This window comes from Dyadobacter sp. NIV53 (assembly GCF_019711195.1).
Taxonomy (GTDB): Bacteria; Bacteroidota; Bacteroidia; order Cytophagales; family Spirosomataceae; genus Dyadobacter.
Genome location: NZ_CP081299.1, coordinates 2148552 through 2162897 on the forward strand (window position 1 = coordinate 2148552; position 14346 = coordinate 2162897).

Annotated in this window: 11 protein-coding genes; 5 read left to right on the forward strand and 6 right to left on the reverse strand. The window is 40.7% G+C overall.

Annotated features, from left to right (window positions below):
- Positions 1–140 precede the first annotated feature (140 nt).
- The 6 genes from KZC02_RS08700 to KZC02_RS08725 all read right to left on the reverse strand — a co-directional run bounded on the left by KZC02_RS08700 (position 141) and on the right by KZC02_RS08725 (position 7380).
- On the reverse strand, positions 141–833 hold the full coding sequence (locus KZC02_RS08700) for a retron system putative HNH endonuclease (RefSeq protein WP_221393744.1): 693 nt from the start codon (positions 831–833) through the stop codon (positions 141–143).
- Positions 834–2315: an AAA family ATPase gene (locus tag KZC02_RS08705; protein ID WP_221393745.1), complete on the reverse strand. Its 1482-nt coding sequence runs from the start codon at positions 2313–2315 to the stop codon at positions 834–836.
- 7 nt (positions 2316–2322) lie between these two features.
- Complete coding sequence (locus KZC02_RS08710) at positions 2323–3687, reverse strand: restriction endonuclease subunit S (protein WP_221393746.1); 1365 nt, start codon at positions 3685–3687, stop codon at positions 2323–2325.
- Between the two features lie 310 nt (positions 3688–3997).
- Positions 3998–5962 (reverse strand): N-6 DNA methylase, encoded by a 1965-nt coding sequence (locus tag KZC02_RS08715; RefSeq protein WP_221393747.1) that lies wholly within the window; start codon positions 5960–5962, stop codon positions 3998–4000.
- Complete coding sequence (locus KZC02_RS08720; protein WP_229254094.1) at positions 5962–6177, reverse strand: helix-turn-helix transcriptional regulator; 216 nt, start codon at positions 6175–6177, stop codon at positions 5962–5964. The genes KZC02_RS08715 and KZC02_RS08720 overlap by 1 nt, the downstream gene beginning before the upstream one ends.
- A 336-nt stretch (positions 6178–6513) precedes the next feature.
- Entirely contained in the window at positions 6514–7380 is an 867-nt protein-coding gene (locus KZC02_RS08725) for an AraC family transcriptional regulator (protein ID WP_221393749.1), read from the reverse strand.
- Positions 7381–7714: 334 nt separating this feature from the next.
- On the opposite strand from KZC02_RS08725, the gene KZC02_RS08730 reads away from it, so the two are divergent.
- From KZC02_RS08730 to KZC02_RS08750, 5 genes are all read left to right on the forward strand, one after another.
- Positions 7715–10780 (forward strand): TonB-dependent receptor, encoded by a 3066-nt coding sequence (locus KZC02_RS08730; protein ID WP_221393750.1) that lies wholly within the window; start codon positions 7715–7717, stop codon positions 10778–10780.
- Between the two features lie 22 nt (positions 10781–10802).
- Positions 10803–11480 carry a RagB/SusD family nutrient uptake outer membrane protein gene (locus KZC02_RS08735; protein ID WP_221393751.1) on the forward strand — a complete coding sequence of 226 codons (678 nt, stop codon included), beginning with the start codon at positions 10803–10805 and terminating at the stop codon, positions 11478–11480.
- Complete coding sequence (locus KZC02_RS08740; RefSeq protein ID WP_221393752.1) at positions 11470–12351, forward strand: RagB/SusD family nutrient uptake outer membrane protein; 882 nt, start codon at positions 11470–11472, stop codon at positions 12349–12351. The genes KZC02_RS08735 and KZC02_RS08740 overlap by 11 nt, the downstream gene beginning before the upstream one ends.
- Positions 12352–12438: 87 nt before the next feature.
- Positions 12439–13224 (forward strand): SDR family oxidoreductase, encoded by a 786-nt coding sequence (locus KZC02_RS08745; protein WP_221393753.1) that lies wholly within the window; start codon positions 12439–12441, stop codon positions 13222–13224.
- A 63-nt stretch (positions 13225–13287) separates the two neighbouring features.
- On the forward strand, positions 13288–14304 hold the full coding sequence (locus KZC02_RS08750) for a zinc-binding alcohol dehydrogenase family protein (protein WP_221393754.1): 1017 nt from the start codon (positions 13288–13290) through the stop codon (positions 14302–14304).
- Positions 14305–14346: the final 42 nt, after the last annotated feature.

A 14346-nucleotide genomic window follows, 5' to 3' on the forward strand; every position in this document is an offset into this window, starting at 1 on the left:
TGAAATTCTGCAACCTGTCTGAGACGTTCGTTTTGTCGGTGGATGAGTATGAGTTGACGGTTGCGGTCAGGGGGTGTTTGAGGGAGTTTTTGGCTTTGGGGGATTAGGTATGGGGTGGATTTGAAGGGTCTTTTCAAAGTCTAACTCTGATTCTGTCTAATTTTCTTGTTTAGATAATAAATTGCAACCATGCAAAAAGGTCTATGTTTGTTGTCGGTTCTCACTGACCAATTAATTTTCTCCTGTTCCAGGAAATGGGAAAAACTTGCTTTGTCATTTCTGAATTTCTTGCTTTCATTTCTAACTTTTTCCTGTACCAATGTATAGACCTCCTGACGATTATCTTTCAAAGATTGCATATTCAGGTTTAAAACTTCATTTAATTGCCTATTGATTTCAACATCGTCAATAGCAGATCTAATCTCACCATCGGAATTATATTTTAAAAGTGTTTCGCAATTTGGCTGGTTGGACAGTAGTTTAATCGTTATTTCCAAGCTACCTTTCTTTGTATCACAGGTTTGAAGTTTCTTTGGTTTGCCTTCATTTCCCGTACACGCACCATGTAAGTTGGTATAAGAAAGTTGTAAGGCGGTAAAATGTTCCTGACTTTTATAATGTTCAACCTTCATGTCATAGCTGACCCTTCCATCTTTTTCAATTTTTTCGGGAATTCTCTTCGTGCAATAACAACAAATGCATCCCTGCTCGCTTAACAGACTTTGTCTTAACTCTTCTTTATCGTCAAGAGAAATATTATCAAAACTGGAATATGGTTTAGCTCTGTGACGAAGCAAAGAATTTGGTTCTGAGGTTTTAGAAATGTACTTCATCTAATCTTCTTGTAAATAATCCAATTGAATTTTAGCTCTGACTATTGCGGGATCATCCTCTCCTAACAATTCAGAAAGTTTGTAGAACACTGTTTTAGCGTTTTCTACATCTTCATCTTCAATCAAATTAAACAGGTTGCTTAATGCCTTCGCTACTTTTTTATTTCTACGTTCAACACCCATCATCTCGTAAAGAATGGTACTTATGTCCCTACCATAATACTTCGGCGTTACTTCCACAATTTCACCATCCTCCATGATCTTCACATCACAAATCGAAGGATCTGCGTTACTCAGCAACTGAGGCGAATGGGTAGTGATCAGGAACTGACTTTTATCTTGTTCATTTACTAGCGCTAACTTACTGATGCTGTCGATAAAATTTCGTTGCCAGGAAGGGTGCAGGTAGGTATCTGGCTCATCAAATAGAAAAAGCGTATTCTCATTATTCACAAGTTCTATTAGCCCTCTAATAATAATTGCTTGCTGCTCTCCTTCACTCAATTGTTTAAAAATCTTTGACTCTCCTTCATCTTGCTGAATAAAAGAAAATGAAATTTCAGGCGTAAAACCGTCAATAATCAAAGTGTTAAGGATTTTGAAAAGCGTCTTTTCCTCAACGAAATATTCTCTGATCTCAAACAGTTTTTTCTGGCCCAGGATGGTAATATTCAAAACTTCATTTTGCCAGGCCTCAATGATAATGTTTCCATTTGATTCTGTATTTCTAGTAATTTCGTCTAATAATAGAGGAGATCCGATCTCGTTCAGATAGTCCAGAAATACTTTTACTTCTCCTTCAGCGCCCCACCAGTTTTCGATTTTCCCTTTCCGCCATGTAGGTTTTTTTAAGGAAATGCGAATACTCTGTACTCCTTTTATCTTAGCTCGTTGCAGCAGAAAATCTGGAATATCTCCGAATTCATAGGATAGGAGGGTCAGTAATATGATTTGGAATAAGTCGGGTTCAAAATAGAAAAATGGTCGTTGAATGTTTGTATTTCCCTTTCTGAATCCGAGTGACAGTCTTTTGTCATGAGGAATGCAAATGTTTTTCATTACTTCCGAAATTCCGGAGTAATAGATCACGATATTGCTTGGCAATATTTTCTCAATAGAGCCAAAGTGTCTTTCAATATCAATTTCTTTTTCGAAAACATTTTCCCCGGATAATACTTTGAACGAGAGCTCCTCATCCTTCCCATTGGCGGAAATTTCCACTTGTATGAATTCAGTTTTGAATTCACTGATTTTAGCTGTGTGCGCCAGAATTTCTTCCAACTTAATTTTATAAACCAGCTTAAATCCAAATTTAGATTTCTCCTTTAAAAACGCATCACTAAATATTTGCGCTATGCACTCCAGTATGGTTGATTTGCCCGAACCATTGATCCCGATCAGTATTGAGACATCTTTACTGAAATTGACTGTAAATTTTTTTAGCAGTTTGTAATTGTCTATGTATAAAGATGTAACCCTCATTGTCTATTTATTTAAATATTGTGTCTGCAAATTCGCGAATTGCGCTGGTTTTGTACACTAGCATAGAAGATCTTAGTTTGTTAATTTCATTTTTAATTTCTCCAATTTTATTTGAAATTTCTAGTTGCTTTTCCATTGGTGGTAATGGTATCCGAATTTCAAAAAAATCTTCGGTGTTAACACTTTCCACCGTTACACTTTTCTTAGATGCCTGCGAAAGTATATACTTCTTAAACGTGTTAACAAAGTATAGGTAGTAATACTTTTCTATTAGATCGCCCCTTAAAGCGTATGCCTTAACATCTTGGTTTATTGCAGTCTCAATATTAGTTATGGCTGTGGGGAATGAATGTCGAAGAATGCCACTTCGGAAGACTGATAAAAATATTCCCCTAGGAAATACTTTTATTCCTGTTTCATTAATTGCCGTTTGAGTTATTGTATCTTCTGCCTCCTCAATTATCGTTGATCCATTAAAGTCCTTTGGTGAGGTCCAGAATATCTCTCCATTCCAAAAATCACCACGCGATTTCGAAGGTGTTTTACCTCCTTCAAAAAAGAGGAGCATGTTTTTTATCTTCTCAGTCTTATAAGTATATTTATCAAAATCGTAAACATCTTTATTTAAATGACTAAGTGACCATTTTGATAAATCTTCATAATTTATAAAGCTTATTCCCTTTTTTAATTTAATTTGATCTGTTTCTTTAATACCTAATTCTTTAAAAAATAATTTTTTTATTTCTTTGTCTAAGTCAACACACTCTCGTTCAGTAATTTTAATAATGGCAGATTTTTTATTGTAATTTTCAACAATTTCATGTTGCATAAATATTGAAGGCAGCGGCACTTTTTGATTCAAAAACATATCAATATCCATTCGTTGCCGATTGGTAGTACCGCTGCTACAACTTTGCGCAAATTTTACAAACTCTTTGGTGGAGGTGATCAGCAGTAGAAATTGAGGATTGATTGTATCTTGATTGACATCGAATAATGGGAAGTCGTTTGTGACAATAGCCCCATCGAGTTCTTCCGGTATGATTCCAAATGCGCCATTCCTAGCATCAATTCTCGAGACAATAAATTGTCCAGCTTTTGCCAGATACTGCTTTTTTGTGCCAATGTTGATACCCTTTTCAATGTCTCTCAACAATACACCGTTGTTATTGATTTTTACGGTTACCCTTCTGTATTCTTTGTCATCTTCAATGTCAATGGTTGTTCTATTTTTAATGAGAAATTCACCAATTCTGGCGAGCTCAAAGTTATTGGAGTAATTTACGGTGGAGTCAAGCAAAGTTTGCACGCTCCAGTTATCCAGTTGAGATAGTTCTATCAGATTTAGGTATTTGTTTACTGTTGCCGGCATTATTTATACGTTTTATTATAAAATGCCTCTGGTTCTGAAGCAAAACCGTTAACTACTCTTACTCTGCCAATTTCCACCTCGGAAATTTGATAGTTAATTTCTTTGGTCATTGTCGTCCACAACCTATTTTTTTCTCGGTACACTTTAAATTCTTTCGCCAATGGTTCCAGCTCATTTTCTATTTGTGAGCCAGTGCTGCTTATACCGGCCTTCTTTACTTCCGCTATGGTGATTTCGTAGTTGAATTCTTTCTTAACCTGGGCCTTTATTTCAGAGGAAGCGATATCTCTGATTTGTTTCAGTTCAATTTTTAGTTTCTTTTTTCTTCGATGCTTGGTGCCGATTTGCCCTTCAATCCTAATTGATCAAGAATTTGGTTTATTTCCGGTTCATACTTTTGGGATGCCTCCAACTCCGCTTTAGTATTTATATCCTTCCACTGCTCAGCTTCCTGCTCAGTGAATTTTTTAAAAAATAATAAACTAGGCTTAACAGTTGCACCGCTCGCAATAAAGACGTCCTGTGGTATAGAAGTGATTAACAGTATTTTAGCCCTGCTTTCGACAAAGTCTCTAATCTTTTGCAGGTTGGTGTTGTTCAGCACCCCCTCCGGTAACACAATACCCATTCTACCTCCTGGCTTCAACAGGTTAAGGCATCTTTCAATAAATAATACTTCCGTAAGCGAACTCAAACTGCCTGTCTCAAACAGATCCAGCAATGACGTTCCAATGTTGTCATTAACTTGTTTCAAAGCATTGTCATACTCCTGACCGTACCTCAGCCGATACTTTTCTATTCTTTCTACATCTGTATATTTGTCAGCCTCGGTAATCTTTAAGGATTTTTCTACCCTGCTTCCAAAAGGAGGATTGGTTAAAATGATATCAAAACGATTTTCAAAGATTCCATTTACATTTAACAGTCCATCGTTGTGATGCACACCGCCGTGGCCGTCGCCATGCATAATCATGTTCATTTTGGCCGTACGACTCATGCGTGGATTGGCGTCGGTTCCAAAAATACAGTCATAACTTAATTCCCGGATTCTACTTTTAAGATTATTAATGTCCAGTTCTGTATTTAACTTCGCAAAAAGATCCGTGACGGCTTCGTCAACAGCTTCTTTCCGTTTATTGCTTAATTTCTCATAAGCTTCGTCATAGTAATCCGCTTTAATTTTTTCCTTTGCGTGATGAATCTCGTTTTCAATTTTTGACCTGACGTATTCGAAGGCCTTGATTAGAAACCCTCCACTTCCGCAACAGGGGTCGCAAATAATTTCACTTTCTTGTGGATCTAAAACTTCAACAATAAAATCAACGATAGTACGTGGGGTGAAAAATTGACCAAGTTCTCCTCTAAATGTTTTTCCGAGAAATTGTTCGAAGGCAATTCCTTTCACGTCATCGGAAGTTGTTGAGAGGTTATAAATTTGTAATTCCTCAACAATGGCTTCAAAACTGTTTTCTCTTATCCTAATAATTTCGCTCTGTTCAAAAAGATCGTCGTCTTTAAAATCTCTTTTAGTCTGCTCAAACAATTTTTGATAAAACGGCATATCTGATGCCGCTCTAAATCGGTCGTCGTAATCTTTAGCCTTCTTGAATTCTTCTTTTGAAAAAATCTGACCATCGGTATTTGTACGTTCATACCGGATTTTAATAAATAGAATTTTGCTTATTTCATCAAAAGCGGCTTCTGGCGACAGTTTGTCGTTGTTTCTAATGATATTGTGGCATTTGAAGAGAAGTTTAGAGAACTCATCCCTTGTGAATGCTTTGGTAAGTTTCAGTAATTCATTTATTTTCTTTTCATCATTGGCAATTTTTGCTTCCGGAATATTTACCACCTCCTCCAGTTTTTTCGGAATTTTTCCTTTTACAACTTTGAAAATCCTGGTCTCTTTGAGATTAGTTGTAACAAAAAAGTCTGCACCAGCCCAGGATGCATAGTTGTACCCCTGAAAGTAATCCTCTTCTCTTACTGTGATGTGTTCAGCTTTACATTCTACAACGATTATTGGACTGCTATTTTCTCTCTTATCTTCTACGTTTTTCCAAACGACAATATCAGCCATAGCTCTTCCCTGGCCTCTTTGAGAATTACTTACTTGAATTTCCTGAGCCATTTGCGCCAGATCATAACCGTAATTATTTACCAAACGGCATATGTACTCCTGGCGGACCTGCTCTTCAGGTTTCAATACTAACCAGGCATCTTTACCTTTTAGGGGTGCTTTTATTTTGTTTGCCTTTATTTCTAATTCGATCATTATTTTGTTGTTTTGGTTGAGTTGATTAACTCTCTCACATCAACTTCTAGAAGGGAGGCGATTGTTATAAGATTTTCCATAGAAGGTTGTATTTCATTGGTACACCAACGGGAGATTGTTGTTTCATTTTTGCACAACTTCTCGGCTAGCCATTTATTGGTCTTCCCTTGTTCGGCCAGGACCGCTTTTAACCTGTTAATTGCGTTTCTTTTCACATTAATAGGCGTTTGGTGTAAATATATCATCTTTTGGACGCTTATTGCTTAAAGTCTGTTGCAAAGATATTCTTTTCATTCTACCTTTTTTCTCGACATACCGAAAGTGATACGTTTATATTAAAAGATTTTCCCTAACCCGATTTTTCGAATTCTCCGAAGCCCCCCAACATCTTCACAATTCCATAACACCCCCTTCTCATTCCCACAACGCACAAAAAATACCTTTGCGGCTTCATTCTAATACCACAACTGCTGTCGTCACCAACAACCTTCTTTTCTCTCACCGGGTTCTGATCACAACACCGGCAACGGCAAACAAAAACAGGCTTCAAATCAGTTCGCTACCGTGACCCGGTAATTTTGCGGGCTTTGTCCTGTTATTTCCCTGAACCTCCGGTGAAAGCAGCTGAAATTCAGGAACCCGCTTTCATAACATACTTCCTTGAGATTGATGTTATCGTCCATGAGTAGTTTGCAGGCATGTCCGACCCGGATTTCTGTTAGGAATTGCAAATAAGTTTTGCCCGTCCTGGATTTGAAATAACGGCAAAAGGAATTAGGAACCAGTCCGGAAATACCCGCTACCTGATCCAGATATATCTTTTTATTGAAATTGTTGAATGTAAATTCATAAATATCGTTGATCCGGTCATTCTCGGAATCCAGGAGAATATTCTGATAACCAACAGAAGACAGCATGGTAAATTCCTCTGAACGGGAGATTGCGTTCAAAATCCTCATGAGTGCCATGATCCGTTCCGGCCCTTCCGCATGATTAAGCTTTTCAATTTCCCCGGCGATCTCATCTTTTAAATTACCCATCAGAAGAAGTCCTCTCCCAGCCTTTTCCAATACAGCTTTAATCGGTTTGTTTTCATTCAGATCCAAAAATTTCTGCCCCCAAAAATCCGGTGTGAAGTGCACTACTGTTGATACCAGTCCGGTTAGTATTTCATAACAATCAGAAGGAGTATCAAACCTCCAGTAATGGGGCAGATTGCTTCCAACTAAAACAATATCATCTGTAAAAAACCTTTTGATGTGATCTCCGACAAACTGCGTCCCCGTTCCCTGGTGAAAATGAACAAGCTCGATCTCCGGATGATAATGCCAGCGATTATTGATGTTGGTCATTTTATCCTGCCGTATACTAAACGAATACGCCTGTACATTCGGCACTTTAAGCAACTGTGGTTTCATGTCTGAAATATATACAACAAAATTAGAACGATTGAGAATAAATATGTTAATATCTCTTATATATCGGTTAATTTTTGAAACAGTCTTTAATTAAAAATATAATTCCTTTGTATTATTAAATTTTATTGAAGTTAAGGTTCGTCTGGTTCTAAGTTGATCATTACGTTAAAAACGGTTAATTATTTAACCATATTAGCCAGATTGCGGGATTTTTAAAATTGAACAATAACACTATTTAATATTATTTTTCACTTAAACTCAATTGACAGCAAATTCACCATTATGATTTACTTCCAGTCCCATTTAATTTTTAAAATGTAAAACCAATTTTACTATGACAAGAATAAAGTTTACTCTCAAATCACTTGTGAGATGTTCATTCATGCAGTTGTTTTTTGCATGTTTATGGATCAGCCAATCTCTGGCAAGTGTAGCCGGTACTGCCGTAGACCGCCCGGTTACCGGCCGGATCACTGATGAAAAAGGTGAAGCATTGCCAAGTGTAAGTATCGTACTTAAAGGTACCCAGCGTGGTACAACTTCGGATATTGAAGGAAAATACAGCATTACAGTTCCGGACGGGCCGGCTACGCTAACCTTTTCATTCGTTGGATTTGCTTCACAGGAAGTTGCGGTGGGCAATCAGACCGCGATTAACATCATCATGAAGACAGACCAGAAGGCACTGGACGAGGTCATTGTGGTTGGTTACAATTCCCAAAGCAAGCGTAATATTATCAGCGCGGTGACGACCATTTCCGGTGAAACCATCAATAAAAGGATTGCTACGGATCCCGTTACGCTTTTGCAGGGCCAGCTTCCCGGTTTGCAGGTAATCCAGAATTCGGGCGAACCAGGCAACGAAGGTACACAGCTGCGTATAAGAGGTACGGGTACTTTCAGTGGGGCGGGAAATGACCCTCTGGTTATCGTGGACGGGCTTCCCGGAAATCTGAGCATTATCAACCCGAATAACATTGAATCTGTTACGGTTTTGAAAGATGCAGCGTCGGCGGCGATTTATGGTGCGAGAGGTGCCAATGGAGTAATTCTGGTTAAAACAAAAAAGGGAAGCGGTGGCGGATTTGGGTTCAGTTATAACTTCAATCTGGGTATCTCGAACCCGACTGCAGTACCTAAAACCATCACGAATTCAGCAGAGTATATGGAGCTTTCCAACGAAGCAAGGACCAATTCGAACCTGGCGCCATTGTATACGCAGGACCAGATCGATTTGTATAAAAATGCTACGGACCGCGTGAAATATCCAAATCACAACTGGCTGGATGACCTTTTTCAGCCTGCTTACGTAAAAAACCATTATCTGAGCATGTCAGGTGGAAGTAAAGAAGGAACCACGTTTAATGTAGGCCTCGGTATTACCGACCAGCCTGGGGTCATGATCGGGTTTGAGTACAAAAAATACACGATGAACCTTGGCCTTTCGGCCAAAGTGCATAAGAGGGTTACGATTGGAACCGACCTGCAATTCCGTGTCGGTGATCAGAAAGGGCCAAGTAATGGAAGTACGGATATGTTCCTTTCAACAATGGCACAATCCCCTCTTTATCCACCACGGACGGCAGATGGAAAATGGATAAAAAGAGCTTATCCTAACGAACTGGGAAATAAAAATACCATTGCCACCGTCTACGAAAATTCCACGATCACAAATAAGGACTATTACGGCCAGGGAAACATGTCGCTTGATATTGACATCATCGACGGACTTAAACTGGAAAACAGGGCAGGATTTAATTTCCAGAACATGAAATTGAGCACGTTCCGGCCTATAGTGCCTTTGTATTACTACAACGATCTGAGCAGTGCAGGCTCTCTGGATGTAGGAACACCAGGTTTAGCGGTTCAGCGATACGACAAAGTTTACACGGTTTTTTACAGCCAGCTGAATTATACCAAAACATTTGGCGACCATACGATCTCCGCAGTAGCAGGTTATCAGCAGGAACAAAGTCTGATGGATACGCTTACCGCATCCAGAAGGCAGTTTCCAACCAATAGTTTAACCGAACTGAATGCTGGTCCGGTAGATGGCCAGACCAACAGTGGTACATCCGGAAAATGGGCGATCCAGTCGTTTTACGGAACAGCCAATTACAGTCTGAAAGATAAATACCTGCTTGGGGGAAGCCTCCGGTACGACGGAACTTCACGTCTTCCGAATGACACGCGCTGGGGTTTATTCTATTCGTTTTCAGGGGGATGGCGTATTTCAAAAGAAGCTTTCCTGTCGGACGTCAAATGGATCAACGACTTGAAACTAAGGGCTTCATGGGGACAGCTGGGTAACCAGAATATCGGAAATTATCCGTACCAGTCTACACTTACCAACAGGAATTATGCTTTCGGGTCTATTGCAACGGGTTTTGCTGCATCGGCACTGGTCGATCCTAACCTCACCTGGGAAACCACAAGGTCTGTCAATGCCGGTCTTGACCTGACGGCGTTCAGTAACAAGATCACATTTTCAGCGGATGTATTCAACAAATATACATTTGACATCCTGAGAAAATCACAGGTTCCGCTCTGGCTTGGATTGGATGCGCCGGTTATCAACAACGGAGCCGTGCGTAACAAGGGAATTGAACTTGCCTTGCAATACAACGGACGTGCAGGAAATGATTTTACGTATACAATCGGAGGAAACGTACAGGCTTACAAGAACATTCTGGAAAAATTCGGAAAAACGGAGATCAGCAGTAATACCATTCGCCAGGAAGGCCATCCGCTGGATGAATTCTATGTATACATCTGGGACGGGATTTTCCAGAGCCAGTCAGAAATTGATGCTTCACCAAAACAGCCCGTTACACCTACTCCGGGCGATCTGAAAATTAAGGACGTGAACGGTGACGGCATTATCAATGACCAGGACAGGACCTTTCAAAAAGGTAAATATCCTGCCATGCAGATGGGCTTCAACGTGTCGGCCAACTGGAAAGGATTTGACTTTTCGGCTCAGGCTTTCGGATCAGTCGGACAGAAAATATACGTAAACGGATGGGGAATTGAACCTTTCAGACAAGGTTCTGTACCAACTACCGACTGGAGAAACCGCTGGACGCCTTCGAACCCAACCAACACCATGCCTAAAATTTATGTAGCAGACGGATATGCGCCGGTTCAGAATTACAACTCAACGTACTTCCTGAAAAGCGCTTCTTTCGTGCGTCTGAAAAATATCCAGATCGGTTACAGTATTCCGAGAAGTGTTATTGACAAAGTGAAGATCAAATCTGTTCGTGTGTATGCATCGGCAGATAATGTACTGACTGCAAGCAAGTTCCCAGGCCTTGATCCGGAGCGTGTAAATAGCGGCACATACCTGGCTTATCCTCAGAACAGGACTTTCACATTTGGTATCAACGCTCAATTTTAATCCCTGTCTAAAAATTTAAGAGATGAAAAATCATATAAAATTTCTGGTTTTAACTTTTCTGGTGACGACACTTTCGCTTACATCCTGTACAGACGTGCTTGATGTAACCCCACCGGATAAATTATCAACGTCCATATTCTGGAAGACCGAGGCAGACGCTGACCTTGCCCTGACCGGTTTGTACAACTTTTTATACGCTTCCGGCGGTGGATACGCTACTTCCCAATACCAGGTTTTTGCGTGGGACAATTTCAGTGACGATTCTTACGGGCAATACAATTATGGTGGTGGAACCACTGCGCTTTCTTCGGGAATTACCCCGCAGTCCGGCGATTTCGTTCTGAATTATTATGCAAATAATTACAAAGCTATTGCAGCGATCAACTCATTTCTTGCCAATGTGGATAAGGTGCTTACAGGTGAAAAACTTGCGAGATATCAAAGTGAAGCCTACTTTTTAAGAGCATTTAATTACTTCTGGCTGGCGCAGCTTTACGGTAATGTGGTGATCGTGACGGAAGATCCGTTCAGCGTTGACTTCAAGTCGACAAGAGCAAAATCTGAGAAAGCTGATGTGCTCAAACTGATCGAGGAAGATCTTGCCAAAGCCATTGCAGGCCTGCCCGATAACGCTTACAAGGATGGACATGCTATGAAAACAACTGCGCAAGGGATATCTTGTACAGGTGTTGCTGCATGAAAAGAAATATGCCGAGGCAGCTGCTCTGGCCAAAACAATTATTGCCGGAAACAAGTACTCCCTGTGGGCAAATTATGGGGGCAACTTCTACAAGCCTGACCAGAACAGCAGTACGGAAATTATGTTCTCGGTTAAATACCTGCAGCCTAATTTACTTCACCAGGACGTAGCTATTGCTGTTTCGTTACAGCGCTGGAAAGGTGAACAGGGAACACAGGACCTGATCAATGAATATGAGGCAATTGACGGTAAACCGATTGCTACATCAACAGTTTATGATCCGGCCAAACCGTTTGAGAAAAGGGATCCGAGAATGCGCCAGACCTTCTTTTTTGCGGGAGATACGAAAGCGCAGGGCTGGCCTTTTACGGGAGACCTGGCTGTGGGAACCCCGGGGAAAGACAGCTGGACAGTTGGATTTTATCCTGTAAAAAAATGGCTTGATCCTGCTCAGGTAAACCCTGATTACGGCGCGATTGATGACAACGATTTCGTATTACTTCGATATGCAGACATTCTGTTGATGCATGCAGAAGCAGAAAACGAGGCGAACGGACCTGCTGCTGCCTTGGCTTCAATCAATCTGGTAAGACAAAGAGCGGGTATGCCAGCTTTGGCGTCAGGTGCTTCACAAAGCCAGTTAAGAGATTTGATCCGTCACGAAAGACGTGTGGAATTCGCCATGGAAGGACAGCGCTATTTTGATTTGAGAAGATGGGGAATTGCTGAGCAAAAACTAAATGGCTTTGTTCAGAATCCGTTAGCTCCTACGATCAAGGCTAAATATGAAGCGAAATATGACCTGTGGCCCATTCCGCAAACCGAGATTGACCGTAACGCTCCGGTGTTGACTCAAAATCCGGGTTACTAAATCATTTGTACAAAAAGAGACTTGCCAGTTCTTAAAGACCTGGCAAGTCTCTTTAATAATTAAATTATTGATTCAGAAGAAGTTATTATGAATTTAAATTTCGACAATAAAGTCATCATCGTTACTGGCGGAGCCAAAGGGATCGGTGAAGGGATAACAAGGGTTTTGGCAAAAGAAGGCGCTATTCCGGTAATTGTCGGACGGAATGCGGATGACAATCAAAAATTGGCCGACGAACTGATCAGCCAGGGATTAAAGGCATTTCAGGTTGTAGCGGAACTTACAAAACCGGAAGAATGCGAAAAAACGATAAACGTCGTTCTGGCAGAATACGGACGTATTGATGGGTTGGTAAATAATGCCGGCGTGAATGATGGTGTCGGGCTTGCATCCGGGAATTATGAAGGCTTTATGGCCTCACTGCATAAAAATCTGGTGCATTATTATTTAATGGCGCATCATACACTTCCCGCTTTGAAAGTATCAAAAGGATCCATTGTAAATATTACGTCTAAAACAGCTGACACCGGTCAGGGCGGCACATCGGCTTATGCGGCATCAAACGGAGGCAGAAATGCGCTGACACGTGAATGGGCCGTTGAATTATTACCGTATGGCATCCGTGTTAACGCAGTTGTGGTAGCAGAATGCTGGACGCCATTGTATGAACGCTGGATTGAAACGCTTCCGAACCCAAAAGAAAAACTGGCTTCCATCACTGCGAATATTCCACTTGAAAACCGTATGACAACAGCCGAAGAAATAGCCAATATGACGGTTTTCCTTTTGTCAGAAAGATCCAGCCACACCACCGGCCAGCTTATATATGTGGATGGAGGTTATGTACACCTGGACCGTGCTTTGGAGAATTAATCAAAATCAATGTAAAAATTGATTTTCATCCCTCAATTTACTTTTCGACGTTACTCTGGAACAATGAAAACATTAGTTTGTGAAGCACCCGGAAATTTCAACTATCAGGATTCTGAAATTCCTGCCCTGACAAAAAACCACTCGATTTTAAAAATCAAAAACATTGGCATTTGCGGAACGGATCTGCATGCATTTGAAGGAAAACAGCCTTTTTTTAATTATCCAAGAATCCTTGGTCATGAACTGGCTGGTGAAATTGTAGCGGCGGATGGTGCACCGGATTTTTTTGTTGGGGAAGCCGTTACCTTTCTCCCATACTTTAACTGCGGGATTTGTATTGCATGCCGCAACGGAAAAACCAATTGCTGTACCAAAATTCAGGTTTTTGGCGTCCATATAGATGGTGGCATGTCTGAATATATCTCAATCCCATCTGACAAGCTTGTTCATGCAGAAGGCCTTTCTTTTGAAGAACTGGCTTTGGTTGAACCACTTGCGATTGGCGCACATGCAATCCGGCGTGCAGAAGTTTCAGCAAAGGACACTGTTCTCGTAATTGGAGCCGGGCCAATCGGATTAGGAACCATGGAATTTGCGCGGATTGCAGGAGCAAAAGTGATCGCACTGGATATCAACGAAAGCCGGCTGAAATTCTGCGAAAATAAAATCCAGGTGATGCATTGTATCAATGGTTCAACGCAGAATGTCAAAGAGGAACTTGCACGAATAACAGATGGAGATATGCCAACCATTGTGTTGGATGCTACCGGAAATCTGAATGCTATTAATATAGGATTTGAATACCTTTCCCATGGAGGGAAATATGTATTGGTCGGCCTGCAGGGAGGCGCAATTAGTTTCAGTCACCCTGAATTTCATAAGCGGGAAGCGACACTAATGAGTAGCCGCAATGCAACAAGATCCGATTTTGAATATGTTATAAGCTGCATTAAAAAGGGACTTATAACTCCCAATAATTACATTACACACCGTGTTGATTTCGGGCAGGTCAAAACTGATTTTGAAAGCTGGCTCAATCCGGTTACCGGTGTCATCAAAGCAATGGTATCAGTGAACTGACCATCTGTTTCTACTTAGGAAAATTTTAACCATCATCATTGA